Source organism: Janthinobacterium sp. P210006 (assembly GCF_036231885.1).
GTDB lineage: Bacteria > Pseudomonadota > Gammaproteobacteria > Burkholderiales > Burkholderiaceae_D > Janthinobacterium > Janthinobacterium violaceinigrum.
Genome location: NZ_JAZARD010000001.1, coordinates 1,791,284 through 1,815,378, shown reverse-complemented (window position 1 = coordinate 1,815,378; position 24,095 = coordinate 1,791,284). Strand labels below are relative to the sequence as shown.

Sequence of the window (24,095 nt, the reverse complement as noted above, 5' to 3'; positions counted from 1 at the left end):
AGATCAGAGAAACGAGTTCCTATGAGCACTTCATCGTCCCATCCATCGTTCTGGCGCCGAGTCCCGCTGGCTTTCGGCGCCTTCTTCAGCACCCTGTCGGACGCCGCCTATGCCGCCCGCGTGGAAAAGCTGTCCCTGCCCGAGGCCGCCCCGGTGGCGCCAGTAGCCCCTGCCCCGGCGCCAGCCCCCGTGCCGACGCCGGCCGCCGCCCCCGTCATATTGAAGGAAGCCACGCCGGACGCGGCCCTGCAGTTGCTGGCCCTGCTGCAGCGCGAAGCGCGCCTGATCGACTTCACCCAGGAAAACCTGGGCAGCCATGCCGATGCGGACATCGGCGCGGCCGCCCGCGTCGTGCATGAAGGCTGCGCCAAGGTCATGCGCGAGTATTTCACCATCGACGCCGTGCGCCAGGAAGCCGAAGGCAGCCGCATCGTGCTGCAGGAAGGCTTTGACTCGGCCAGCGTGCGCCTGACGGGCAACGTGGTCGGTTCCGCCCCATTCACGGGCACCCTGAGCCACCGCGGCTGGCGCGCCTCCAGCGTGCGCCTGCCGAAACTGAGCCCGCAGCACGACGCCGCCATCCTGGCCCCGGCAGAGGTGGAACTGTGAGCGATCAAACCAACCCAAGCCCGCGCTACGCCATCGGCATCGACCTGGGCACCACGCACAGCGCCCTGTCGTATGTGAACCTGGTCGAGAGCGACGGCGAAAAGTCCAGCCACGGCGTGCTGAAGATGCCGCAACTGTCGGCGCCGGGCACCGTGGAAGACCTGTCGCTGCTGCCGTCGTTCGTCTACCTGCCCCACGCCGATGAAGTGGCGGCGGTCGACCTGGCCCTGCCCTGGGTCACCGAGGAAGCGGAAGCGCCGTTCGTCGTCGGCGAGATGGCTCGCAGCCGCGGCGCCACCACGCCCATCCGTCTCGTGTCGAGCGCGAAAAGCTGGCTGTGCCACCCGGGCGTGGACCGCCGCGCGGCCATTCTGCCGAACGATGCACCGGCCGAGGTGCCGCGCATCTCGCCCATCACGGCTGCCACGCGCTACCTGACGCACTTGCGCCAGGCCTGGGACCACGCCCACCCGCAAGCGCCGTTCGCCGAGCAGGAAATCACCGTCACCATCCCCGCCTCCTTCGACCCGGCCGCGCGCGAGCTGACGATGGAAGCGGCGCAGGCAGCCGGCTACGCTTCGCTGACCCTGCTGGAAGAGCCGCAGGCGGCCCTGTACAGCTGGATCCAGACCAGCGAAGGCCGCTGGCGCAAGGAAGTCAAGCCGGGCGACATCATCCTGGTCGTCGATGTGGGCGGCGGCACCAGCGACTTTTCGCTGATCGCCGTGCTCGAACGCGACGGCGTGCTGGAACCGCACCGCGTGGCCGTCGGTGAACACATCCTGCTGGGCGGCGACAATATGGACCTGGCCCTGGCCCACCTGGTGGCCCGTAAACTCGCCGCCAACGGCACCCAGCTGGACGCCTGGCAGATGCGTGCGCTCACGTATGGCTGCCGCAGCGCCAAGGAAAGCCTGCTGGCCGACAGCGGCCTGGACACGGCGCCCATCGTCGTGCCGAGCCGCGGCTCCAAGCTGATCGGCGGCTCCATCCGCACGGAACTGACACGCGCGGAAGTGTCCACCTTCATCCTCGACGGCTTCTTCCCGCAGGTGGAAGCGTCGAGCCGCCCTGCCGTGCGCACGCGCGCCGGCCTGACGCAACTGGGCTTGCCGTATGCGCAGGATGCGGCCATCACGCGCCACCTGGCGGCCTTCCTGGGCCGGCAAGTGGCGGCGACGTCCGAACTGGAAGGGTTCGCGGGCCGCCAGTCGGCCGACGCCAGCTTCCTGCACCCGACCGCCGTGCTGTTCAACGGCGGCGTCTTCAAGTCCGACCTGCTGGTCCAGCGCATCCTGGCCACCGTCAACGACTGGCTGTACATGGAAGGCGCGGAACCGGCGCGCATGCTGGCCGGGGCCGACCTGGACCTGGCCGTGGCCCGTGGCGCCGCCTACTACAGCTACGTGCGGCGCGGCCATGGCGTGCGCATCCGCGGCGGCACGGCCAGTGCCTTCTATGTCGCCATCGAATCGGCCATGCCGGCCATCCCCGGCATGGAACCGCCGATCCAGGCCCTGTGCGTGGCGCCGTTCGGCATGGAAGAAGGCAGTGAACTGGAACTGCCGGGCCAGCAATTCGGCCTGGTGGTGGGCGAACCCGTGCACTTCCGCTTCTTTGCCTCGTCCACGCGCCGCAACGACCAGATCGGCGACCTGCTGGACTTCTGGGGCCCCGACGAGTTGCAGGAGCTGAGCGAAATCCAGGCGACCCTGTCCGCCGAAGGCCGCTCGGCCGGCGACGTGGTGCAGGTCAAGCTGCATGCGCGTGTCACGGAAGCGGGCACCCTGGAGCTGCTGGCCGTTTCCCCTGACGGCGCCGAGCGCTGGAAGGTGGAATTCGACGTGCGCGGCACGCCGCAGCAATAGGCATGCGCAGCGCTGCGGGCAAGCCGGCCTTCCTGGTCGGCATCGACCTGGGCACCACCAATACGGTGGTCGCCTATGCGAATGCGGCCGATGCGGCCAATGCGCAGGCGGGCATCGAGCTGTTCGCCATCGAGCAGCTGGTCGCTCCCGGCGAAGTGGGCGCACGCCCCCTGCTGCCGTCCCTGCGCTACCACCCCGCTGCCGGCGAGCTGGCGGCGGGCGACTTGCAGCTGCCCTGGCCGCAGCAGGACCCGGAGCATGCCGTGCTCGGGGCGCTGGCGCGCCAGCTGGGCGCCCAGGTGCCGGGCCGGCTCGTTTCCAGCGCCAAGAGCTGGCTGTCGCACGCGAACGTGGACCGCCAGGCGCCCATCCTGCCCTGGGGCGCCGATGCCGACGTGGCCAGGGTGTCGCCCGTGGCGGCCAGCGCCAGCTACCTGGCCTACGTGCGCGCCGCGTGGAACCACCGCTTCCCGCACGCTCCTTTGGCGCAGCAGGAACTGGTGCTGACCATCCCCGCCTCGTTCGACGAGGGTGCGCGCGCACTCACCCTGGAAGCGGCCCGCATGGCCGGTTTGCCCGCCTTGCGGCTGGTGGAAGAGCCGCAGGCGGCCTTCTATGACTTCCTGCAGCGCCGGCGCGCCACCCTGCGCGCGGACCTGGCCGATACGCGCCGCATCCTGGTGTGCGACGTGGGCGGCGGCACCACCGATTTCAGCCTGATCGACGTGGCCTTCGGCGACGATGGCGAACCGCAGCTCACGCGCAGCAGCGTGGGCAACCATTTGATACTCGGCGGCGACAATATGGACCTGGCGCTGGCCCATCTGGTGGAAACGCGCATGGCGCAAGGCAGCGAAGGCGGCATGAAGCTGTCGGCCGCGCGCCTGTCGCAGCTGATGGAGCGCTGCCGCGCCGCCAAGGAGCTGCTGCTCTCCAGCGGCGCGCCAGAGACCACCACCGTCACCCTGCTGGGTGCGGGATCGCGCCTGATCGGCGGCAGCCGTTCCGTTGACCTCGCGCGCGAGGAAGTGGCGGCCATGGTGGTCGACGGCTTCTTCCCGAAGGTGGCGCTGGGCGACACGGCAAAAAAAGGCCGCGCCGGCATCGTCGAATTCGGCCTGCCGTATGCGCAGGACGCGGCCATCACGCGCCACCTGGCCAGCTTTCTGCAACAGCATGCGGGCGCACTGCCCGACACCCTGCTGCTCAATGGCGGCGTGTTCCGCGCCGACGCATTGGCGCGCCGCCTGGCCGAGACGCTCGCCCACTGGCGCGGCGCGCCCCTCACCATCCTGCACAACGACAATCCCGACGTGGCCGTGGCGCGCGGCGCCGTCGCCTACGCGCTGGCCCGGCGCGGCCAGGCGCCGCGCATCGGCGGCGGTTCGCCGCGCAGCTATTTCCTCGTGCTGGGCGAAGCGGGCAAGGAGCGGCGCGCCGTGTGCATCCTGCCCCGCGGCAGCGCCAGCGGCGAAGAAATCCGCCTGACGGAGCGCCTGTTCGCCTTGCGCCTGGGCCGGCCCGTGCGCTTCCACCTGGCGTCCTCGATCGCGGAAACGGGCACGCCGCCGCAACTGGGCGACCTCGTCGACCTGGACGCGGGCGACTACCTGCGCCTGCCGCCGCTGGCCAGCGTGCTGCACGCCAGGGATGGCGGCAATGACAAGCGCGACATCACCGTCCAACTGGCAACGGTCATGACGGAAGTGGGCACCCTGGAAGTGCATTGCGTGGCCGCAGCCGATGCAAGCCAGCGCTGGCTGCTGGAATTCCAGTTGCGCGCTGGCAAGGAAGAGCAAGGCGATGGCGAGACTCAAGCCGTCTCGCCGCGCGTCAAGGAAGCCATCGAGAAGATCGAGCGCATCTTCGGCGGCAAGGCGCAAAAGGTCGACGTAAAAGATGTGCGCCAGCTGCGCCAGCACCTGGAACGGGGGCTGGGCGGGCGCGAAAGCTGGGATACGCCACTGCTGCGCCAGCTGTTCGACGCCCTCATGCTGCGTGCCCGCGGCCGGCGCCGCTCTGCCGAGCATGAGCGGGTCTGGCTGAACCTGGCCGGCTACTGCCTGCGTCCCGGCTATGGCGACGCGCTGGACCCGTGGCGCATCGAGCAGCTGTGGGCGATGTTCGACACGGGCGTGCAACACCACAAGGACAGCCAGGTGTGCGCCGAATGGTGGACCCTGTGGCGCCGGGTGGCCGGCGGCCTGAGCTCGGAGCAGCAATTACGCCTGCTCGACGATTTCGCCTTCAACCTGCAAGCCGATGCGGCGCAGCGGGGCAGCCGCCCCGTCACCCTCGTCAACGGCAGCGACGACGACATGCTGCGCCTGGGCGCCTCGCTGGAGCGCATTCCCGGCGCCTACAAGGCCGAAGTGGGCGCCTGGCTGTTGAAACGCCTGGACAAGGCCGGCAAGAAGGATGATACGGCGGACACGAATACCCTGTGGGCGCTGGCCAGGGTCGGCGCGCGCCAGCCCTTCCACGGCAGCGCGCACGAAGTGGTCGACAGCGCCACCGTGGCCGAGTGGCTCGCCGTGCTGCTGGCGCTGGACTGGAAAAAGACCGAGCCGGCCGCCTTTGCCGCCGCCCACCTGGCGCGCATGACGGGCGACCGCTCGCGCGACATCGCCGACGACTTGCGCGCCACGGTGCTGGCGCGCCTGAAAGACGTCGGCGCCCCGCCCCAGTGGCATGCCATGGTCAGCGAAGTCACGCAACTGGACGAGGCGGCGACCCGGCGCATGCTGGGCGAGGCGCTGCCGCCCGGGTTAAAGCTGATCAATTAATCAGCTGCCATCGCGCTACACCAGCGCCACCACCAGCAGCAGCACCGCCAGCGGCGCCTGCACCAGCACGATGCCGGGGTGCGTGCGGCGCAGCTGGGCCCACACGGACAGGCCCGGCACTTCTTCGTGCGGATGGTGGGCTTCGTCGCGCAGCGACATCGCGTGCAGGAACATGCCGGCGATCAGGGGACCGGGATTGACCCACCAGCCCTGCTCCAGCAAGCCGCGCGACAAATAGATGGCGAGCGCGCCGATGGCAAACGGCGAGGCCCACACCAGCACCAGCATCAGGCGGATGCCATAGAATTCCGCCAGGGTGCCCATGCGGTGCAGGCGGCTGAAATCGTGGTCTTCCATGCGCTTGTCGATGGCCAGTTCGGCGCGGCCGTACAGGGTCCACAGGCCGCCGAACAGGCAGCCCAGCAGCACGCCGATGACGATGTCGGCCGCGAATACCGCGTATTTGTTGACGTCGGCCGTGCCGATGCCCAGCGATGTGTGGGCGGCCGCGTGCAGGTGCAGGCTGGCCTGCTCGCCTTCGGCCGTCGTATAGCGGTCGCGCACGTCGTAGGTACTGCCGATATACACGACGTTCTTGTGCAGGGCCCCGGCAGCCACGCCGGCCTGGCCGTCGATCAGTTTGACGCGCGTGCGCGTGGGGTTCAGGAATGCGGGCGCCACGGCAGCCGGGTGAAACGGCGCCGTGACGGCATTCTGTTCGGCCGCCGCCCTGGCGTCGCCCTGGATGACGGGTTCGAACGCCCAGCGCGCCAATTCCTTTTCGCTGTTCGTGCGCCGGGCCAGCTGGCACACGCGGCCGGCCAGCGCCAGCCCTTGCTTTTGCTCGGACAGGACGGCCGGCATCGGCTGCTTCTGCTCCTGTTCGTCGGCGCCATGCGCCAGCTCGAAGGCCACGGCCGCCAGCACGGGGCTTTTCAGCTCGATGCGCGTGACGGCGCCCATGCGCTCGCGGATCTGCGGACTGGCGAAATGGATGCCTGCCGCGCAGCGCGCGCGTATCCAGGGCAGGTTTGCATTCCGGTCCGATTGTTCGGGCAGGATCAGCACCAGTTGCCGGCCATGCGCGGCCAGCTGGTCGAGCAGGCGGTCCAGCGGCCGCTCGCCCGCCTTGTGCTGTTCGTACACGGCGGGCGCCAGGTCCAGGTCGATGGCCAGCACCTGGCCGCCGTGCGCGGCGGCGCTGGAGATCAATTGCTCCAGGCGTGAACGCTCCAGCGGTTCGCGCTCGTCGAAGACCTGTTCGAACGCGGGCTGGTCGATTTCGATGATGCCGGGCCGGTAGGCGGCGCCCGGGTCCTTGCCCCGGTTCAGCAGCTGCCCCTGTTCCGCGCTGGCCCGCAGCATGGCCGCATCGAGCCATTCGAGCACGTGCAAGCCTTCCAGGGCCAGCATCAGCGCGGCGATCAGGCTGGCGCCGATCACGTGGTGCAGCAGGTGCGTGCCCGTCAGCTTGAAGGCGGATCCCACCCGCGAGACGGGCCACAGCAGGCGCCGCCAGAGCGGCGAACGCGGTTGGTCTGGCTGGCTGGTTTCCACGGTACCTGCTCCTTGCGTGCGACGAGTAAATTATCACTCAAGCAACAAGTGATGACGAAAGGACAGTGTATTGCAGTTGTGCCCGTTCCGCCGCACGGCTGGCAAGGGTCAGCCTGGCACCCTATTTCGGCCTGGCCAGCAGCAGCTTGCCCAGCGCTTCGAAGGCGGGCGTGGTGGTCGGATCGTTGGCCGCATTGGCCGCCGTCGGCGTGGAGGCAAAGCGCACGATCACCATTTCCGCCTTCGGATCGACGTAGATGCGCTGGCCGTACACGCCGCGCGCCATGTAGGCGCCATGGTCGTTATGCGTGACCCACCACATGTCGCGGTAGCTCCAGCCTTGCAGCAGGTCGTAGCCGCCCTTCGCGAACAGCTGCTTGTCGCCGCCGCGGCGGATATCGGCGACGGCCGCGCGGGGGATGATTTGCTGGCCGTTGTAGCGGCCATCGTTGCGCAGCATTTCGCCGAAGCGGGCCAGGTCGCGCAAGCCGGCGCTCAAGCCGCCGCCGGCAAACGGCGTGCCCGTCGAATCGACGCTCATGTAGGCATCCTGCTCGGCGCCCAGCTTCTGCCAGATATGTTCGGACAGGTAATCGTTGACGTTCTGCCCCGTGACGCGGGCGATGATCCAGCCCAGCACATCGGAGTTGACCGTGCGGTAGCCGAACGCCTCGCCATGCCGGCCTTCGTGCTGCACCGTTTGCAGATACTCGAAATAGCTGCGCGGCCCCGTGTAGTCCTTGGGCTTGGGCAGCGGATTGCCGGCCGCCGCGTGCTGCCACACTTCCGCTTTCGGGTCGGCATAGTCTTCGCTGAATTTCAGGCCCGTGGTCATGTCGAGCACCTGGCGCACGGTGGCGTCGCCAAACGCGGATCTGGCCAGTTCCGGCACGTAGTCGGCCACTTTCTTGTCCGGATCAAGCCTGCCCTCGGCCACCAGCGCCGAGCCCATGGTGCCCATCACGGACTTCGTTACCGACATGGCGCCATGCTGGCCGCTGTCCTTCAGCACACCAAGATAGCGTTCATACACGATGCGGCCCCGGTGCAGCACCACGATGCCGTCCGTGTAGTTGGCGCCCAGCGACTGCTCCCACGTCATCGTGTCCTTCGCGCCCAGGGGCGTGAAGCGCAGGCCGTCGATATCGTTGCGCAGCGCGCGCTGCAGGGGCACGGGCGCCTTCAGGCCGCGCGCCACGCTCACCGTCGGCATCAGCTGGCGGAAGTGCGACACGCTCCAGCGCAGCTGCGGGAAGGTGAAATAGCTGCCATCGTCGAAGCGGATGATTTTATCGGCCGGCGGCGGCGCGCCCACCATCCATTTCAACGTGGCCGGGTCGCTGGCGGCGGCAGACAGCGGCGCCGTCGTCTCGGCCGCATGGGCGCTGGCGGCCAGCGCCAGGCAGGCGGCGCCCAGGGCCAGGCGTTTCATGCTGGGAAAATCGTTCATGCGATGCTCTCCTTGATAAACAGAATATTTAATAGACCCATACGACATTCGCCAGCCAGCCCGTCCAGGTCCTGGCCTGCCCGTTCACCAGCTGGTTTACTCCCGACTGCGCAAACGAGGCGCTCAAGCCCAGGGTCAGGTAGGTATTCGGGTTCACCACGCGCACGTATTTGACGAAGACATCGTTCGCCAGCATCGGGCGCAGCACGCCGGCGATCACCACGGGCGCGTCGCCCGGCACGTCGAGGCGCGTGGCCTGGCCGAACTGCAGCGGGCTGCCCATCTGGTTGGCCCGCACCTGGGCCAGGTAAGCAATCACGGTGTCTTTCGGCGTCGGATGCAGCTCGATGGTGGCCTGCAGCGCATTCACGTTGGCGTTGACGAAGACCCAGGTTGCCTTGCTGCCCGAGGCCCAGGCGCCGGGCGTGCCTTCGAAGAAAAGCGGGTCGAAGCGCTCGTTGCGGGCCGTGTGCGGGTCGTCGCCGGAAAAACTCTGGTAGCCGAGCGTAAACTTCGGCGTCCACGCCACGTCGGGCAGCGAAAATCCCCCTTCCGTGCGCCAGCCCCAGGCCCGCATCGGCTCGCGCGTATTCCATTCGCGCGTGGCGTCGATGCCAAACCAGCCTTTCGGCAGCACGGAGGGCAAGACGGGAACGCGCGCGTAGCCATACACGAACTGCAAATCCTTGCGGCCGTCAGGCACGGCCAGCGGCGCGCCGATGCCGCCGGGCGCCGCCTGCGGATACGCGGCATGCGAGCGGGGTACTTTGCCGTATGCGATGCCGGCCTTGCGGTCGTTCGCGGGCGCGTAGCTGACGTCAACGCCCACCACGCGCGTGCCCGAATCGTTGTCGGGGTTCTCATTCGGATCGAGATAGAACGCCTGGGCGCTGAACGCATCCTGGCTCACCCTGGCCACCACGGAGTTCTGGAAGGCCTTGCGCGGCCCCAGTTTCAGCGCGCCCCGGTCAAAGCCGTTCGAGCCCCCATTGGCGATCAGCATGCCCGTGCCCAGCGTGAAATTCTGCGCGCCGGCCGACACATCGAGCATGGCCCGCGTGCCGCCGATCGGCATGCGGATGCCGGCGACGAATTCCTCGATCGAGATGCGGCCCGTATCGCCCGCGCCGAAGGGATCGTGGCGCGCCGTGCCCGAACCGACGGCGGACGCGCGCGCATACAGCTGCTTGCCGTCGCCCAGATTGCGCTTGAAGCCGAGCGCCGGCTTGACATAGAACTCGTACCAGTAGGGATTGAAATCGAAGTCGGGATTGCGCGCCGGGGTATTCGACAGTTTCCAGAACAGATTGCTTTCGCCGGCGACCTGCACGCCCGCTTCCACGGAACGCGTCATTTGCCAGCCGGCGCCGATGTCCGGTTCGACGGCAGCGCGCCGGGCCAGCTCCCTCTCCAGGCTGCTCTGGCCATCGGGATCGAGCTGTCCGGCGGCGCCGCAGGCGGCGCTCCCTCCCAGCAAGGCCAGCGCGAGCGCACGGCGCACCAGTAACATCGCTTGCATGGCCATTGGTATCCCTTGCGATAGCTGACTGTATATTGAAGCGGATGTTATCAGAGATGCTCTTTTTTATTGTTTTAAAGCATCCTATTGTGCGGGCGCCCGTCTTGAGACAAACGTCTCACGCGCGCGCCATGCTGCAACGCAGGATGCGTCCTCCGGCGCTTCGTGCTAAAAACGAAGGCGACAAGCGAGACCCCTTTAAAACACCAGATACCGTGCCACTGGAGAGCGCCATGCCCTACGTCCGCCAGACCAGCCATATCGACCGCGTGCGCGACCTGATCGCGGGCAGGATCGTCAATCCGGGCGCCGATACGGCCAGGCTGGCCTCGTCCTACCGGCGCTCGCTGGACGACTACCGGCTCGATCCCGCCTCGACGACGGGGCCGCGCATCCTGACGGGCACCGAGCTGCGCGCCATCCAGCAGGCCGAGGAAGGCTTCCTGCGCTCCACGGGCCAGTGCCTGCCGCGCCTGCACGCCATGGTGCGCGAAGCCGGCTACTGCGTCATCCTGGCCAATGCGCGCGGCGTGACCATCGACTACGCGGTCGACGCGGACCAGCGCAAGGACTTCAAGAAGGCGGGCCTGTACCCGGGCTCGTGCTGGTCGGAAGAAGAGGAAGGCACGTGCGGCATCGCCTCCGTGCTGCTCGACCAGGAAGCCATCACGGTGCACAAGACCGACCATTTCCGCGCCGCGTTTACGGGCCTGACCTGCAGCGCCGCACCCATTTTTTCGCCGCACGGCGACTTGATCGGCGTGCTCGATGCCTCGGCGCTGACTTCCCCCGACGCGCGCGACAGCCAGCGCCTGGTCAAGCAACTGGTGCGGCAAGGCGCGACCCTGATCGAGGACGGCTTTTTTCTCAAGTCCTACGGCCATTGCTGCATCCTGCTGGCGCACCGTAACCGCCACTTCGTGGAAGTGCAGCCCGAGATGCTGCTCGCCATCGACGAACATGGCAACGTCGTCGCCGCCAACCGCTGTGCGCGCGACGTCATCGCAGGCCTGGCCAGCCTGCCGCGCCCCGTCGCCGAGGTGCTGGACGTGCGCGCCGAGCGCCTGTTCGATGCGCGCGCGGGACACCATCTGCTGTCCCTGCGCCTGGCCGGCGGCAGCACCTGGCTGCACGCCCGCGTGCGCGCGCCGCTGCGCCAGGCCAGCGCGCGCCCGCGCGTCACACGCGACGCAACGGCAGCTGCCGCAGGCGTGGAATACTCGCCGCCGGAACTGGCCGAACGCACGCGCATCGTGCACGCCATGAATGCCGCCAAATGGCGCCCGCTGCAGGCGGCAGCCATGCTGGGCGTCTCGCGCGCCACCCTGTACCGGCGCCTCAAGCAGCTGAAAATCGTGCCGCCGCACCGGCAGTAAGCAGTCCGGAAAGCTGAGACTTCCGTCTCAATGGCCGCCATGCTGCGCTGCAGGATGCGGCGCCAAAACGCCAGTGTTACAACATTGTCAGCGGCAACACAGCCGCATCCCATCATAAAGTCAGCAGACTTGGAGGAGACACGATGCATACCGATACCAACCCGCACTACCTGGCCGTGGCCGGCATCCTGGAACAGCTCGAGGGTGCCTTGCGCGCCCGCGACAGCACGGGCGCGGCACGGCTGTTTGAAAGCGACGGCTACTGGCGCGACCTGGTGCTGTTTACCTGGAACCTGAAGACCCTGGAAGGCCGCGAACAGATCGCCGCCATGCTGGCCGCGCAGCTGGGCGCCGTGCAGCCAATAGCGATGCGCATCGCCAACGGCGAACATGCCAGCGAGGCCGGCGGCGTGCTGCAATGCTGGATCACGGTGGAAACGGGCGCGGCGCGCGGCGTGGGCTTCATCCGCATCCGCGACGGCAAGATCTGGACCCTGCTCACCACCATGAGCGAATTGAAGGGTTTTGAGGAAGCCAAAGGTGCACGCCGGCCCATGGGCGCCGAACATGGCGCGCGCACGAACCGCAGCAGCTGGCTGGAGCACCGCGAACAGGATGCCAGGGAACTGGGCTACGCGCGCCAGCCCTATTGCGTCATCATCGGCGGCGGCCAGGGCGGCATCGCGCTGGGTGCGCGCCTGCGGCAATTGAACGTCCCCACCATCATCATCGAGAAAAACGCGCGCCCCGGCGACAGCTGGCGCAAGCGCTACAAATCGCTGTGCCTGCACGACCCCGTCTGGTACGACCACATGCCCTACATCCCCTTCCCCGACAACTGGCCCGTCTTCACGCCCAAGGACAAGGTGGGCGACTGGCTGGAAATGTACACCAAGGTGATGGAGCTGAACTACTGGGGCTCGACTTCATGCGAATCGGCCAGCTTCGACGAAGCGGCCGGCGAATGGACGGTGCAGGTGCTGCGCGACGGCCAGGCCGTCACCCTGAAGCCGAAGCAGCTGGTGCTGGCCACGGGCATGTCGGGCAAGGCAAACATGCCGAAGTTCAAGGGCATGGACGTGTTCCAGGGCGAACAGCAGCACTCGTCGCAGCACCCGGGGCCGGACGCGTATGTCGGCAAGAAGGTGGTGGTCATCGGCGCGAATAATTCCGCGCACGATATCTGCGCCGCCCTGTGGGAAGCGGGCGTGGACGTGACCATGGTGCAGCGCTCGTCCACGCACATCGTCAAGTCCGATTCGCTGATGGACCTGGCGCTGGGCGACCTGTATTCGGAACGGGCGCTGGCGGCTGGCATGACGACGGCCAAGGCCGACCTGACGTTCGCCTCGATCCCGTACAAGCTGCTGGCCGACTTCCAGAAGCCCGTCTTCAAGGCCATCCGCGAGCGCGATGCGGACTTTTATGCGCGCCTGGAGGAACGGGGCTTCATGCTCGATTTCGGCGACGACGATTCCGGCCTGTTCATGAAATACCTGCGCCGCGGCTCCGGCTACTACATCGACGTGGGCGCCTCCGAGCTGGTCGCCGAAGGCAAGATCAAGCTGAAAAGCGGCGTCGGCGTGCAGGAACTGAAAAGCCATTCCATCGTGCTGTCGGACGGCACGGAACTGCCGGCCGACCTGGTGGTGTACGCCACCGGCTACGGCTCCATGAATGGCTGGGCGGCCGACCTGATTTCGCCGGAAGTAGCGAACAAGGTGGGCAAGGTGTGGGGACTGGGCTCCGCCACGACGAAGGATCCCGGTCCGTGGGAAGGCGAGCAGCGCAATATGTGGAAGCCCACGCAGCAGCAGGCGCTGTGGTTCCACGGCGGTAACCTGCACCAGTCGCGCCACTATTCCCAGTACCTGTCGCTGCAGCTGAAGGCCCGCATGGAGGGACTGGCTACGCCCGTGTACGGGCAGCAGCAGGTGCATCACCTGGCGTGATCTTGATTCGCTGGCCAAAAAAAAGCGGCGGGCCTTGGCCCGCCGCTACTTGTGATACCTGCCAAACCGCGTAGGTCGGATTAACGCGGGACGCGCGTAATCCGACACGTTGTTGGCGGCGCATCTCGGATTACGCGTGGCTTTGCCGCGCTAATCCGACCTACTAGCGAAAAAAAGGCGGCGGACCGAAGTCCGCCGCCTTTTTCCATTACTGCCGCTACTGATCGGTAGTGGCTATCAATCATCACCAGAGTAACGTCTGACAAAATCGTAGCGAGCGGCGATGATTTGTGGCCGAGAAGCGCAGCCGTGCTTAAGCACGGTGAGCATCGCAGGCCGCAAAGCGCGACGCGCAGTAGATTTTGTCACGCGTTTTATTGTTTGATCGCTTCGATGGCAAACGTCAGGGTCACGTCATCGCTGACGGCTGGCGCATATTTGCCCGCGTTGAATTCCGAGCGCTTGATCTTGGCCGTGGCGTTGGCGCCGCAAGCGTCTTTTTTCAGCATCGGGTGCGGGGCGCAGGTGAACGAAGTGACGGTCAGGGTCACTGGCTTGGTCACGCCTTTCAGGGTCAGGTTGCCTTCCACGGAAGCCAGTTTGTCGCCGTCAAAATTGAACTTGGTCGACTTGTAGGTGGCCACTGGATACTTGGCCGTGTCCAGGAAGTCTTCGCCCTGGATGTGCGAGTTGAACAGGGTCGAACCCGTGTCGACGGACTTGGTGTCGATCAGCACTTCGACGGCGCCCGTCTTGGCGGCGCGGTCCAGGGTGACCTTGCCGGTGGTGTTATTGAAACGGCTTTGCTGCGTCGAGAAACCCATGTGCGTGTACTCGAAACGGGGGAAGGTGTGGCTGCCATCGATGACATAGACTTCAGGAGCGGCAACGGCGGACAGCGAGAAGCCGGCGGCGGCGATAAAAGCGAGCAGTTTTTTCATTGTGGATTCCTAACAGGGAGTGGAGGATGTCAAAACCGCAACCGGCTGCCGGCGAAGATGCGGGCGGCCGGTTGTCTGGCTTCAGTTGCAACAGATTATGCATGGCATGAAGATCGATGTAAAACGGAAAATATACCTAGTTAGCATCGAAAAAATCGATAATAACGCCCATACTGTCCGCAACAGCGCCTTCTGCTGCCGATTATTGTCCGTGTTGACAAAAATATCCAGCGCTATCCAACGGGAGCGTGTATCACAGATGAGAATGATTCTTGTTATTATTTGATGGGCTTGCTATCATGGCGCGCTTTGATCACGGGGAAACGCGCGGTGCTTGAACGCTATTACCAGGAATTGCTGCGCCTGATTTCGCGCTCCACGGGTTGCCGCGACAAGGCGCAGGACGTGGTGCAGGAAGCCTATGCCCGCATCCTGGCGCGCGAGCCGCAAGGGGGCGCCTCCGCCCTGCGCGCCGACGCGGCGCCCGACAGCGGCCAGCGCGCGCTGCTGTACGTGACGGCGAAAAACATCGTCATCGACGAACAGCGATTGCACCAGCGCCGGCCCCACGACGACATCGACACGCCCCAGCTGCAGCTGCGCGCCCCGCGCGCCGACGAACCGGAGCAGCGCCTGCACGACCGGCAAACCATGGAGCGGCTGCTGGACATCATCGAATCGCTGCCGCCGCGCTGCCGCCAGGCCTTCGCGCTGTACAAATTCGATGGCCTGAGCCAGATCGAAATCGCCGCCCAGATGGGCATCTCCGTCAACATGGTGGAAAAACATATCATCAACGGCATGCTGGCCTGCAAAAAAGGCTTGCCCGACCGCGTGACTGGAAAAGACAGCGCATGACACAGACAACTTCCACGGCAGACGAGATCGACTTCCAGGCCGCGCAATGGCTGCTGCGCCACGATGCGGGCCTGGCCGCGCCGGAACTGGCGGCGCTGCACGCCTGGCTGGCGGCCGATGCGCACCACCAGCATGCCTGGGATGCGCTGGCCCGCACGGATGCGCTGCTCGCCAGCCTGCCCGCGCAGCGCGTGGCCGCCTTCAGCCGGCCCACCCCGCCCGCGCCCGCGTCCCCATCGCTGCTGGGGCGCCTGTCCAGCGTGCGCCTGGCCGCCAGCCGCCTGCCGCGCGGCGCGCTGGCCGGCGGCTGCCTGCTGCTGTGCGGCCTGCTGGCCTGGCCGCTGGCCGGCCATTTGCGCCAGCCCGGCTTCCAGCACGACTACAGCACGGCGCGCGGCCAGTTCGCCACGCAGATCCTGCCTGATGGCAGCCGCATCGAACTCGATAGCGGCAGCGCCGTCGACGTGGCCCTGTACCGCGACCGGCGCAGCGTGCGCCTGCTGCGCGGCCAGGCCATGTTCCATGTGCACGCGGATGCCGCGCGGCCATTCCAGGTCGTGGCGGGAGCGGCGACGGCGACGGTGCTGGGCACGCATTTTTCCGTGCGCCATGTGGACAGCGCCACGCAAGTCAGCGTGGCGCAAGGCACGGTGCGCGTGGAAGGTTCCAGCGGCGCACCAGCAGCCGTGCTGCGGGCCGGCGACACCGTCACCGTCACGCCGCAGGGCATGCAAGCGCCGGCCAGGGTCAGCGCGCAAGCCGTGGGCAACTGGCGCACAGGGCGCCTCGATTTCGAGGATGCCACCCTGGCCGAGGCGCTGGCCGAATTCGAGCGCTATGGCGACACTGGCCTCGTGCTCGGCGATCCCGCGCTGGCGGGGTTGCGCCTGAACGGCAGCTTCGACGCCAGGCTGCCCGCGCAATTTGCCGCCGCCCTGCCGCTGGCCCTGCCCGTGCGCCTGCTGCGCCAGGACGGCAAGCTGCATATCCTCGCCCGCTGATTTTTTTGAATATGCAAGGAAATAAAATCAATCCGCACGTCAGGGTAAATGATACTCATTCGTTTTAACTATGAATGATCACCACATCACCATAGGAAAAACATGCACATGACTTTACCGCGCCATCGCTTGCACGCCCGCCTCTCTCCCCTGTTCCTGGCCATCGGCCTGGCCTTCGCCACGCCCGCCCTGCATGCCGCCGCCGCGCCGGCGCCGCAGGTGGAATGGCGCATCCCCGCGCAGCCTTTGAGCCGCGCCCTGAATGAACTGGCGCGCCAGGCCGGCATGGTGCTGCTGGCTGATGCGCGCCTGACGGAAGGCCGGCACAGCGCGCCGCTGCAGGGCCGCCATTCGCTGCCTGATGCGCTGCGCCAGCTGCTGGCCGGCAGCGGCCTGCAGGCGCAGCTGCAGGGCGGCACGACCATCATCATCAGCGCCTCGGCGCCCGTCGCTGCCGGCGCCGTGCAGATCGGCACCCTGCGCGTGAATGGCCAGGGCGGCAGCGGCACGTTCGAGGCCGATGACACGGACCCGGCCGACCTGCCCTACCTGACGCCGGCCGCCTCCGTGTACATCGGCCGCGAACAGATCGAGCGCTTCCGCGGCACCTCGCCGGCCGATATCTTCAAGGGCGTGGCCGGCGTGCAGGTGGGCGACAGCCGCAACAGCGGCGCCGTCGACGTCAACGTGCGCGGCATGCAGGGCCAGGGCCGCGTGCCCGTGCTGATCGACGGCAGCCTGCAATCGTCGACCGTCTACCGCGGCTACGCGGGCATCGCCGACCGCAGCTACATCGACCCGGACCTGATCAGCGCCATCCGCATCGACAAGGGCCCGAACCTGTCGGCGCAGGGCGCGGGCGCCATCGGCGGCATGGTCAGCATGCAGACCCTGCGCCCCGAAGACATCCTGCTGGCGGGCCAGCGCACGGGCGTGCGCCTGCGCGGCGGCATCCAGGACAACAGCGTCACGGCGCCCACGGATTTCGGCAGCGCGCCGCGCACGCACCGCAACAAGCTGGGCGACCCGCGCAGCGGCTTTGGCAGCATCGCCGTGGCCACGCGCCAGGACGACTACGACCTGGTGGCCGCCATCAGCCACCGCAGCATCGGCAATTATTTTTCCGGCACGCGGGGCTTCGAACGCTACCAGCTGCCCAATGCATGGGGCGGCGACGATGGCGTGACGCAGTTCTTCAAGAAGGGCGACGAAGTGCTGAACACGGCCAACCGCACCACCTCGGCCCTGCTGAAGGCCAACCTGCGCCTGCCGCACGAACAGAAACTGGAGCTGGGCTACCGCTATTTCGACAGCAGCTATGGCGAAATCATGCCCTCGCAAATCTACCGCAACAGCACGGGCAGCATCCCCCAGTGGGACCCCAGCCAGGTGCGCACGAACGCGCTGACGGCGCGCTACGAATGGAAACCCGAAGGCCAGAACCTGATCGACCTGAAGGCCAACCTGTGGCTGACGGACATGCAGAGCAAGTCGCGCAACGGCGACATCTTCAGCAATCCGCTGGAAGGCAAGCCCAATCCGGGCGACCACGAATGCAAGGAATGCGTGGAAGTGCTGTACCTGGCGAAGAACCAGGCGCGCCGCGTGGGCGCGGACCTGACGAATACCTCGCGCTTCGCCACCGGCATGGGCGCGCTCAAGCTGGACTACGGCCTGTCCCTGCAAAATGAAGATATCGGCCCGGCCGACAGCGTGCGCATCCTCGACGAAGACCTGAACGCCAATCACACGCTGCGCAACGGCAAGCGCCAGGAACAGAGCGTGTTCGCCTCGCTGCAGTGGCAGGCGCGCGACTGGCTGACCGTCGACGCGGGCGGCCGCTTCCAGCGCTTCGAGACGCGCGACCGCAACCGCCGCGCGGAACAGCAATACCACCCGCAGGGCTGGCAATGGGTCACCATGTGGGACAAGGACGGCGAGCAGATCGGCGCGGCGAAGTGGTACCAGGATGCGCAGGGCCAGTTCACGCCCGCCACCAATCCCGCGCTGGTGGGCGGCATGGTGGAAAACTATGGCGCCGACCCCGTGCCGCTGGACGTCGCGCGCGTCGACGACTGGAGCGGCAACGGCTATGTCTTCCGCGACGCCATTCCCGGCCAGTTCAAGTACAGCACGCCGATCCGCCGCAAGGACCACGGCTTCTCGCCCACCGTCGCGCTGACGGCGCGCCTGTCCGACAGCGTCAGCCTGTTCCTGCGCGACGCGCGCGGCTTGCGCATGCCCAGCCTGTACGAATCGACGATGGGCTTTTCGGCCACCTATTCGTCGCCGCTCAAGCCCGAGCGCAGCCACAACCGCGAAATCGGCGTCAGCCTGGTCAAGGACGGCGTGTGGAGCGCCAGCGACAAGCTGCGCCTGCGCGTGTCCTACTTCGACAACGTCACGCACGGCTACATCACGCGCCGCCCGATCCCGGACCTGCCGGCCTATGCGCAGAACTTCTCGATGGCGAACACGGACAAATACAGCGTCTCGGGCGTCGAGCTGCAATCGGCGTATGACCGCGGCACGGTGTTCGCCGATTTTTCCGGCACCTGGAACCGCAAGACGCTGATCTGCGACGCGGCCACGGCAGCCTATCTGCGCAAGGCCAGCAGCTGGAAATCCGATATCTGGAACACGCCAGACTGCTCGCCCATCGGCTTTACCAGTTCCTACGTGAGCAACCACATCCAGCCCAAGCTGAGCGCCAACCTGACCCTGGGCACGCGCTGGCTGCAGGAAAAGCTCACGGTGGGCACGCGCCTGACGCACGTGGGCCATCCGCTGGCGCGCCAGGACGACAAGGCCGTATGGCAGACGTGGACGGGCACCTCGCCGCAGGTGCTGACGCAGGCCTACACCCTGGCCGACCTGTTCGCCAGCTACAAGATCACGCCCAACGCCACCCTCGACGTGGCGGTGGACAACCTGACGGACCGCTACTACCTCGATCCGCTGACCCTGAGCCTGATGCCGGGACCGGGCCGCACGGCACGCGTCACCCTCGGCATGCGATTTTAATGTGATTCATCCTTATAATAGAGAGCAGAAACGACCCATCATGAATGCAGCAAGCGATACCAGCATCACCCAGAACGCCATCCCGACCAACCCTGCGCCGACCCGCAGCCAGCGCCTGAAAGCCGACACCATGGCCACCCACGACCTGCTGGACCAGCGCATCATGGCCAGCGCCCCGTTCTCCAGCCGCGCCAGCTACGCGCGCTTCCTGCAGGCGCAGTACGCGTTCTTGCGCGACGTCGACGCGCTGTACGACAACGCGCAGCTGGCCGCCCTGCTGCCGGACCTGGAACAGCGCCGCCGCTACGCCAGCATCGCGGCCGACCTGCTCGACCTGGACACGGCCCTGCCGGCCGATGCGGCCACGCCGCCATTCGACGCGCAGCTGGACCTGGCCACGGCGCTGGGCTGGCTGTATGTGAGCGAGGGCTCGAAGCTGGGCGCGGCCATCCTGTACAAGCTGGCCGGCAAGATAGGCCTGGACGAGCATTACGGCGCGCGCCACCTGGCCGGCCATCCGGACGGGCGCGCGCGCCACTGGCGCGAGTTCACGTCCGTGCTCGACACGGCCATCCTCGACAGCGCCGGCGAAGCGCGCGTGATCGACGGCGCGCGCGCCGCCTTCCTGCGCATGCATGGCCACGTGGAGGCCTGCGCCTGATGGAAGAGCCAGTGACCCGGGCAGGCGCGGAAGCCCACACGGCACGCCTGCGCCGCTGGGCGTGGACGGCCGCCGGCATGCTGATGGTGGCGCTGGGCGTGATCGGCGCCCTGCTGCCCGTCATGCCGACGACGATATTCCTGATCCTGGCGCTGGCCTGTTTCAGCCGCGCCTCGCCGCGCCTGGAGCACTGGCTGCTGCACCATCCGCGCTTCGGCGCGCCGCTGCGCCAGTGGCGCGAACACCGCGCCGTGTCGCGGCGCGGCAAGGCCATGGCCTGCCTGGGCATGGCCATCGGCTTTGTCGCCATGTGCCTGGGCCATCCGCCATGGTGGGTGATCGCCATGGTGGGCGCGATAGAAATCGCCGTCATCATCTATCTGCTGCGCCGCCCGAACGGACCGCCGCCAGCGGCCGGCGCAACACCGGCGCCGCCCACGGACTGGCGCCGTCCGCTGACGGTTGCCGCCGTCTTCGCCATGCACGGAGCCCTGCTGGGCTGGGCGCTGTACCAGCGCGCACCCGCCACGCCCGTGCTGGCCATCGTGCCCGACGCCGCGCAGCCAGCCATGCTGCTGTTGCTGCCCGCCGCCCCGCCCCGGCCTTTGGAGCAGAATCTTGCTGAGCAGGTCAGCGCGGCTGCCGCACCGTCCGCCGCCATTGCCAGAAAAACAGCGCCCGCCATCCGCCAATTCGTGCTGCCGCAGCCCGAGGCGGCGCCCATGCCGCCGCAAGCGGAGAGCCTCGCCGCCGTCGCCGAGGTGCGCCATGCGCCCGTGACGCCGGCGCCGGCCGCGGCGCTTTCCGTGGCGGCGGCGCCCCCCTCGCCCGCCCTGCCGCCCGCGCCGCAGGAGCAGCACAGCGGCGTTTCCAGCTGGGAAGGCAAGGTACTGGCGCGCATGGAACGCTTCCGCCGCTATCCGACGGCCTCGCGCGCAAGACAGGAACAGGGCGTGGTGTACCTGCGCTGCCGCATCGACCGCGATGGCCAGGTGCTGGCCGCCGCCATCGAGCACAGTTCCGGCTCCGCGGCGCTGGACCAGGCCGCGCTGGACACCTTGCAGCGCGCCGCGCCGCTGCCGCGCATCCCCAAGGAACGGCCGGATCCGCTCGAATTGTCGATCCCCGTCGAATTTTCTATCGGCTGAGCGCCAAAAATCCGCTTTTGCTCTTGCAAAACATCCATATAGACATTATTTGCATATTCAAAGCAAGATTCTGTCGTAGGAGTAATAACACGATCGGAGGTATACTACGCAACCGACGTTTCAGGCCGGCCCGATCCATCCCGATCCGGCCCCTTTACCCGCCTGTCACGGTCCAATAAAAAAGGAAACACTGCATGACCACACCACACCGTACGCCGGTGATTCGCATCGATGGCGCAAACAAGACCTTCGCGCTGCCCAAAGGCGAACAATTCCACGCGGTCAAATCGGTCACGCTGGAAGTCTATCCCGGTGATATTTTCGGCCTGATCGGCAAGAGCGGCGCCGGCAAATCGACTTTGCTGCGCCTGATTAACCTGCTCGAACGTCCCGACAGCGGTACCATTACCGTGGCCGGGCGCGAACTGACAAGCCTGAGCAAGAGCGCCTTGCGCGACGCGCGCCAGAACATCGGCATGATTTTCCAGCAGTTCAATCTGCTGCAGAACGCCAGCGTCTTCGACAACGTCGCCTTCCCATTGAAAATCCATGGCACGGCCAAGGGCGAGCAGATCGCCGCCAGGGTCGAGGAATGCCTGGCGCTGGTGGGCCTGTCCGACAAGCTGCACAGCTATCCCGCGCAATTATCGGGCGGGCAAAAGCAGCGCGTGGCGATTGCCCGCGCCCTGGCCAGCCACCCGGACGTGCTGCTGTGCGACGAACCGACGTCCGCGCTGGACGCGGAAACGACGCGCGCCCTGCTCGACACCCTGCGCGACATCAACGCGCGTCTGGGCGTGACCATCGTCATCGTCAGCCATGAGCTGTCGGTGCTGGGCGCCATCTGCAACCGCGTGGCCGTCGTGGAAAACGGCGCCATCGCCGAACAATTCGACCTGAGCGACACGGCCACCCCGCGCAAGACGGCGCTGGGACGCGAGCTGGCTTACTACGGCACCGAGGCGTTTGAAGCCACCGCATGGAAGGATGCAACACATGTTTGAAGAATCGATCAATAACGTCATCAACCTGCTGCCGGAAATCTGGGTGGCCCTGGGCCAGACCATGACCATGCTGGGCATCGGCCTGACGGCCGCCATCCTGATCGGCGGCCCGCTGGGCATCCTGCTGTTCCTCGTCTCGGAAGGCCAGTCGCTGGAAAACCGTCCCCTGTCGACGATCCTGGGCTGGCTGGTCAATACCGTGCGCAGCTTCCCCTTCATCATTCTGCTCGTCGCCCTGACGCCGTTTACACGCATCATCGCGGGCACTTCGATCGGCCCGCTGGCAGCCAGCGTGCCGCTGTCGTTTGCCGCCATTCCCTACCTGGCGCGCCTGGTGGAACAGAACCTGCGCGAAGTGCCGCGCGGCGTGATCGAGGCGGCGCACGCCATGGGCGCGTCGGAGATGCAGATCATCTTCCGCGTGCTGCTGGTGGAAGCGCGCTCCGGCCTCGTGCTGGCCCTGACCGTGCTGTCGATCAGCTTCCTGTCGTATTCGGCCGTGGCCGGCGTGGTGGGCGGCGGCGGCATCGGCGACCTGGCCATCCGCTACGGCTACTACCGCTTCGAGACGGACATCATGGTCGCCACCGTGGCCATCCTGATCGTGCTGGTGCAAACCATCCAGTTCGCCGGCACGCGCATCGCCAAGCGCCTCGACAAACGTTAATCCCCATTCAGAAACAAGGACATACATGAACCACATACGCCGCAACCTGCTCCTGGCCGCCGCCAGCCTGGCCTTCGCCACCGCCGCCCATGCCAAGGACCCGAAAGAACTCGTCATCGGCACCAGCTCCGGCCCGTATTCCGACCAGCTGAAGCTGGGCATCAAGCCTATCCTGGAAAAACAGGGCTACAAGGTCAAGATCGTGGAATTCAACGACTATGTGCAGCCGAACTACGCGCTGGCCGAAGGTTCGCTGGACGCCAACGTGTTCCAGCACATCGTGTATCTGACCAAGTTCGCCACCGATAACAAGCTGCCATTGAGCTCCTTGATCACCGTGCCGACCATGCCGATCGGCCTGTACGGCGGCAAACAGAAAACGCTGGCGGACGTCAAGAACGGCGCCACCATCACCATGCCGAACGATCCCACCAACCAGGCGCGCGCGCTGGTGATGCTGGGCAAAATGGGCTGGATCAAGCTGAAACCGAACGTCGACCCGCTGCGCGCATCCGAGCGCGACGTGCTGGAAAACCCGAAGAAGCTGAAACTGGTGCCGCTGGAAGCGGCGCAGCTGCCACGTTCGCTGGCCGACGCCGACTACGCTTTTGTGAACGGCAACTTCGCCCTGGCCGCCGGCATGAAGCTGACGTCCGCGCTGAGCGTGGAAAAGATCTCGGACAGCTACATCAACCTGGTGGCCATCCGCACGGCCGACAAGGCCAAGCCATGGGTCAAGGACCTGGAAGCGGCCTACCGCTCGCGCGCCTTCCTCGACGCGACGAACAAATACCTGCCCGGCTACGAAAAGACGGACTACCAGCTGGCACTGGAAAAGACGCTGAAAAAATAAACCGCTGCATGCCATGCAAAAAGGACGGCCAGGGCCGTCCTTTTTTATTGTCCGCGCCGCGCGGGCGCAGTCATGCCGTGCTTAGAAGCGGTAGCCGACGCCGACGCCGATCAGCAGCGGATCCACCTTGACTTCGCTGGCCTTGGCGCCGCCGATGAAGACGTCGCTGCGGATCTGCACTTTCTTGATGTCGAAGTTCAGCGACCAGTTTTTATCGAGCTTGTAGTCGACGCCAGCTTGCAGCGCGAAGCCCCAGCTGTCGTGTTCCAGGCGGCCGGCGCCGTTCAGCAATTTCACATCGGAAATATTCGTGTAGTTCACGCCTGCGCCCACATAAGGGCTGAACTGTTTTTCAGGCATGAAGTGATATTGCAGCGACAGGGTCGGCGGCAGGTGCTTGAATGTGCCGATATTGTTACCGTCGAGCTTGACGTCATGCTTTTGCGGATACGTCAGGATCAGTTCGGCAGCGATATTGGGAGTAAAGAAATACGAGATATCGATTTCAGGAATCGTCTTGCTGCTGACATGCAAACGGTCGGATGCGCCCACGCCGCCGATCGGAGCAGATTTGTCGGCCGGGTCGAGGTGCACGGCGCGTGCACGAACCAGCCATGGGCCTTCCTGTGCCATTGCGTTACCGGCGAATGCGCCAATGGCGGCCAGGACGATTGCTGCTGCAGTTGCGGACTTCTTCATTCTAGTTCCCTCTTTTTGTCGTTAAGTAACGCTGCGAAGTCTAAGAGTGCAGCGCAACAAAAACTTTGATCCACATCAAATAGGGCCAGAAGGGCTGGAAAGAGGGATTTTTTCCTTTACAC

At 66.3% G+C, this 24,095-nt stretch carries 18 protein-coding genes; 13 read left to right on the top strand and 5 right to left on the bottom strand.

The genetic code is table 11. The features are described from left to right. Positions 1 to 21: 21 nt before the first annotated feature. From VPH41_RS08155 to VPH41_RS08145, 3 genes are read left to right on the top strand one after another with little or no spacing between them, the layout of a single operon-like run. Entirely contained in the window at positions 22 to 609 is a 588-nt protein-coding gene (locus tag VPH41_RS08155; protein ID WP_152259400.1) for a DUF2760 domain-containing protein, read from the top strand. Then, on the top strand, positions 606 to 2,477 hold the full coding sequence (locus tag VPH41_RS08150) for an Hsp70 family protein (RefSeq protein ID WP_328569538.1): 1,872 nt from the start codon (positions 606 to 608) through the stop codon (positions 2,475 to 2,477). The genes VPH41_RS08155 and VPH41_RS08150 overlap by 4 nt, the downstream gene beginning before the upstream one ends. Before the next feature lie 2 nt (positions 2,478 to 2,479). After that, positions 2,480 to 5,263 carry an Hsp70 family protein gene (locus VPH41_RS08145; protein WP_328569537.1) on the top strand — a complete coding sequence of 928 codons (2,784 nt, stop codon included), beginning with the start codon at positions 2,480 to 2,482 and terminating at the stop codon, positions 5,261 to 5,263. Between the two features lie 15 nt (positions 5,264 to 5,278). Here VPH41_RS08145 and VPH41_RS08140 read toward each other — a convergent pair whose 3' ends face one another. From VPH41_RS08140 to VPH41_RS08130, 3 genes are all read right to left on the bottom strand, one after another. After that, entirely contained in the window at positions 5,279 to 6,820 is a 1,542-nt protein-coding gene (locus tag VPH41_RS08140; protein ID WP_328569536.1) for a CHASE2 domain-containing protein, read from the bottom strand. Between the two features lie 121 nt (positions 6,821 to 6,941). Then, on the bottom strand, positions 6,942 to 8,270 hold the full coding sequence (locus VPH41_RS08135) for a serine hydrolase domain-containing protein (RefSeq protein ID WP_442906230.1): 1,329 nt from the start codon (positions 8,268 to 8,270) through the stop codon (positions 6,942 to 6,944). 28 nt (positions 8,271 to 8,298) lie between these two features. After that, the gene (locus tag VPH41_RS08130; RefSeq protein ID WP_328569535.1) at positions 8,299 to 9,789 is read right to left on the bottom strand and encodes an alginate export family protein; all 1,491 of its coding nucleotides are present in this window, start codon (positions 9,787 to 9,789) and stop codon (positions 8,299 to 8,301) included. A gap of 233 nt (positions 9,790 to 10,022) precedes the next feature. On the opposite strand from VPH41_RS08130, the gene VPH41_RS08125 reads away from it, so the two are divergent. Both VPH41_RS08125 and VPH41_RS08120 read left to right on the top strand, forming a co-directional pair. Then, positions 10,023 to 11,165: a sigma-54-dependent Fis family transcriptional regulator gene (locus tag VPH41_RS08125; protein WP_328569534.1), complete on the top strand. Its 1,143-nt coding sequence runs from the start codon at positions 10,023 to 10,025 to the stop codon at positions 11,163 to 11,165. A gap of 143 nt (positions 11,166 to 11,308) precedes the next feature. Beyond that, complete coding sequence (locus VPH41_RS08120) at positions 11,309 to 13,117, top strand: NAD(P)/FAD-dependent oxidoreductase (RefSeq protein ID WP_328569533.1); 1,809 nt, start codon at positions 11,309 to 11,311, stop codon at positions 13,115 to 13,117. 374 nt (positions 13,118 to 13,491) lie between these two features. Here the strand turns inward: VPH41_RS08120 and VPH41_RS08115 are convergent, their stop codons facing one another. Beyond that, positions 13,492 to 14,058 carry a YceI family protein gene (locus tag VPH41_RS08115; protein WP_152282492.1) on the bottom strand — a complete coding sequence of 189 codons (567 nt, stop codon included), beginning with the start codon at positions 14,056 to 14,058 and terminating at the stop codon, positions 13,492 to 13,494. A gap of 330 nt (positions 14,059 to 14,388) precedes the next feature. On the opposite strand from VPH41_RS08115, the gene VPH41_RS08110 reads away from it, so the two are divergent. The 8 genes from VPH41_RS08110 to VPH41_RS08070 all read left to right on the top strand — a co-directional run bounded on the left by VPH41_RS08110 (position 14,389) and on the right by VPH41_RS08070 (position 23,274). Beyond that, a complete protein-coding gene (locus VPH41_RS08110) occupies positions 14,389 to 14,916 on the top strand; it encodes a sigma-70 family RNA polymerase sigma factor (protein ID WP_328569532.1) in 528 nt (175 codons plus the stop codon). Continuing rightward, on the top strand, positions 14,913 to 15,917 hold the full coding sequence (locus tag VPH41_RS08105) for a FecR family protein (RefSeq protein WP_328569531.1): 1,005 nt from the start codon (positions 14,913 to 14,915) through the stop codon (positions 15,915 to 15,917). The genes VPH41_RS08110 and VPH41_RS08105 overlap by 4 nt, the downstream gene beginning before the upstream one ends. A 102-nt stretch (positions 15,918 to 16,019) precedes the next feature. Further along, positions 16,020 to 18,941 carry a TonB-dependent receptor gene (locus tag VPH41_RS08100; RefSeq protein ID WP_328569530.1) on the top strand — a complete coding sequence of 974 codons (2,922 nt, stop codon included), beginning with the start codon at positions 16,020 to 16,022 and terminating at the stop codon, positions 18,939 to 18,941. A gap of 40 nt (positions 18,942 to 18,981) precedes the next feature. Further along, entirely contained in the window at positions 18,982 to 19,602 is a 621-nt protein-coding gene (locus VPH41_RS08095) for a biliverdin-producing heme oxygenase (RefSeq protein ID WP_328569529.1), read from the top strand. Positions 19,603 to 19,613: 11 nt separating this feature from the next. Continuing rightward, positions 19,614 to 20,750, top strand: a complete 1,137-nt coding sequence (locus VPH41_RS28450) for a TonB family protein (RefSeq protein ID WP_442906229.1) — start codon at positions 19,614 to 19,616, stop codon at positions 20,748 to 20,750. Positions 20,751 to 20,944: 194 nt separating this feature from the next. Next, positions 20,945 to 21,754 carry a methionine ABC transporter ATP-binding protein gene (locus VPH41_RS08080; RefSeq protein ID WP_152284248.1) on the top strand — a complete coding sequence of 270 codons (810 nt, stop codon included), beginning with the start codon at positions 20,945 to 20,947 and terminating at the stop codon, positions 21,752 to 21,754. Then, on the top strand, positions 21,747 to 22,421 hold the full coding sequence (locus VPH41_RS08075; RefSeq protein ID WP_046683994.1) for a methionine ABC transporter permease: 675 nt from the start codon (positions 21,747 to 21,749) through the stop codon (positions 22,419 to 22,421). Before VPH41_RS08080 ends, VPH41_RS08075 begins: the two co-directional genes overlap by 8 nt. A 25-nt stretch (positions 22,422 to 22,446) precedes the next feature. Beyond that, on the top strand, positions 22,447 to 23,274 hold the full coding sequence (locus VPH41_RS08070; protein WP_328569528.1) for a MetQ/NlpA family ABC transporter substrate-binding protein: 828 nt from the start codon (positions 22,447 to 22,449) through the stop codon (positions 23,272 to 23,274). An 81-nt stretch (positions 23,275 to 23,355) separates the two neighbouring features. Here VPH41_RS08070 and VPH41_RS08065 read toward each other — a convergent pair whose 3' ends face one another. Further along, positions 23,356 to 23,973, bottom strand: coding sequence for an OmpW/AlkL family protein (locus tag VPH41_RS08065; protein WP_152284250.1), 618 nt, complete (start codon positions 23,971 to 23,973; stop codon positions 23,356 to 23,358). Between the last annotated feature and the right edge of the window lie 122 nt (positions 23,974 to 24,095).

Excerpts from the sequence above, each read along its gene's own strand:
- VPH41_RS08105 (WP_328569531.1), top strand. The coding sequence starts at position 14,913 with ATGACACAGACAACTTCCACGGCAGACGAGATCGACTTCCAGGCCGCG.
- VPH41_RS08075 (WP_046683994.1), top strand. The coding sequence starts at position 21,747 with ATGTTTGAAGAATCGATCAATAACGTCATCAACCTGCTGCCGGAAATC.
- VPH41_RS08135 (WP_442906230.1), bottom strand. The coding sequence starts at position 8,270 with ATGAACGATTTTCCCAGCATGAAACGCCTGGCCCTGGGCGCCGCCTGC.
- VPH41_RS08065 (WP_152284250.1), bottom strand. The coding sequence starts at position 23,973 with ATGAAGAAGTCCGCAACTGCAGCAGCAATCGTCCTGGCCGCCATTGGC.
- VPH41_RS08125 (WP_328569534.1), top strand. The coding sequence starts at position 10,023 with ATGCCCTACGTCCGCCAGACCAGCCATATCGACCGCGTGCGCGACCTG.
- VPH41_RS08100 (WP_328569530.1), top strand. The coding sequence starts at position 16,020 with ATGCACATGACTTTACCGCGCCATCGCTTGCACGCCCGCCTCTCTCCC.
- VPH41_RS08120 (WP_328569533.1), top strand. The coding sequence starts at position 11,309 with ATGCATACCGATACCAACCCGCACTACCTGGCCGTGGCCGGCATCCTG.
- VPH41_RS08095 (WP_328569529.1), top strand. The coding sequence starts at position 18,982 with ATGAATGCAGCAAGCGATACCAGCATCACCCAGAACGCCATCCCGACC.
- VPH41_RS08155 (WP_152259400.1), top strand. The coding sequence starts at position 22 with ATGAGCACTTCATCGTCCCATCCATCGTTCTGGCGCCGAGTCCCGCTG.
- VPH41_RS08145 (WP_328569537.1), top strand. The coding sequence starts at position 2,480 with ATGCGCAGCGCTGCGGGCAAGCCGGCCTTCCTGGTCGGCATCGACCTG.
- VPH41_RS08115 (WP_152282492.1), bottom strand. The coding sequence starts at position 14,058 with ATGAAAAAACTGCTCGCTTTTATCGCCGCCGCCGGCTTCTCGCTGTCC.
- VPH41_RS08070 (WP_328569528.1), top strand. The coding sequence starts at position 22,447 with ATGAACCACATACGCCGCAACCTGCTCCTGGCCGCCGCCAGCCTGGCC.
- VPH41_RS08080 (WP_152284248.1), top strand. The coding sequence starts at position 20,945 with ATGACCACACCACACCGTACGCCGGTGATTCGCATCGATGGCGCAAAC.
- VPH41_RS08130 (WP_328569535.1), bottom strand. The coding sequence starts at position 9,789 with ATGCAAGCGATGTTACTGGTGCGCCGTGCGCTCGCGCTGGCCTTGCTG.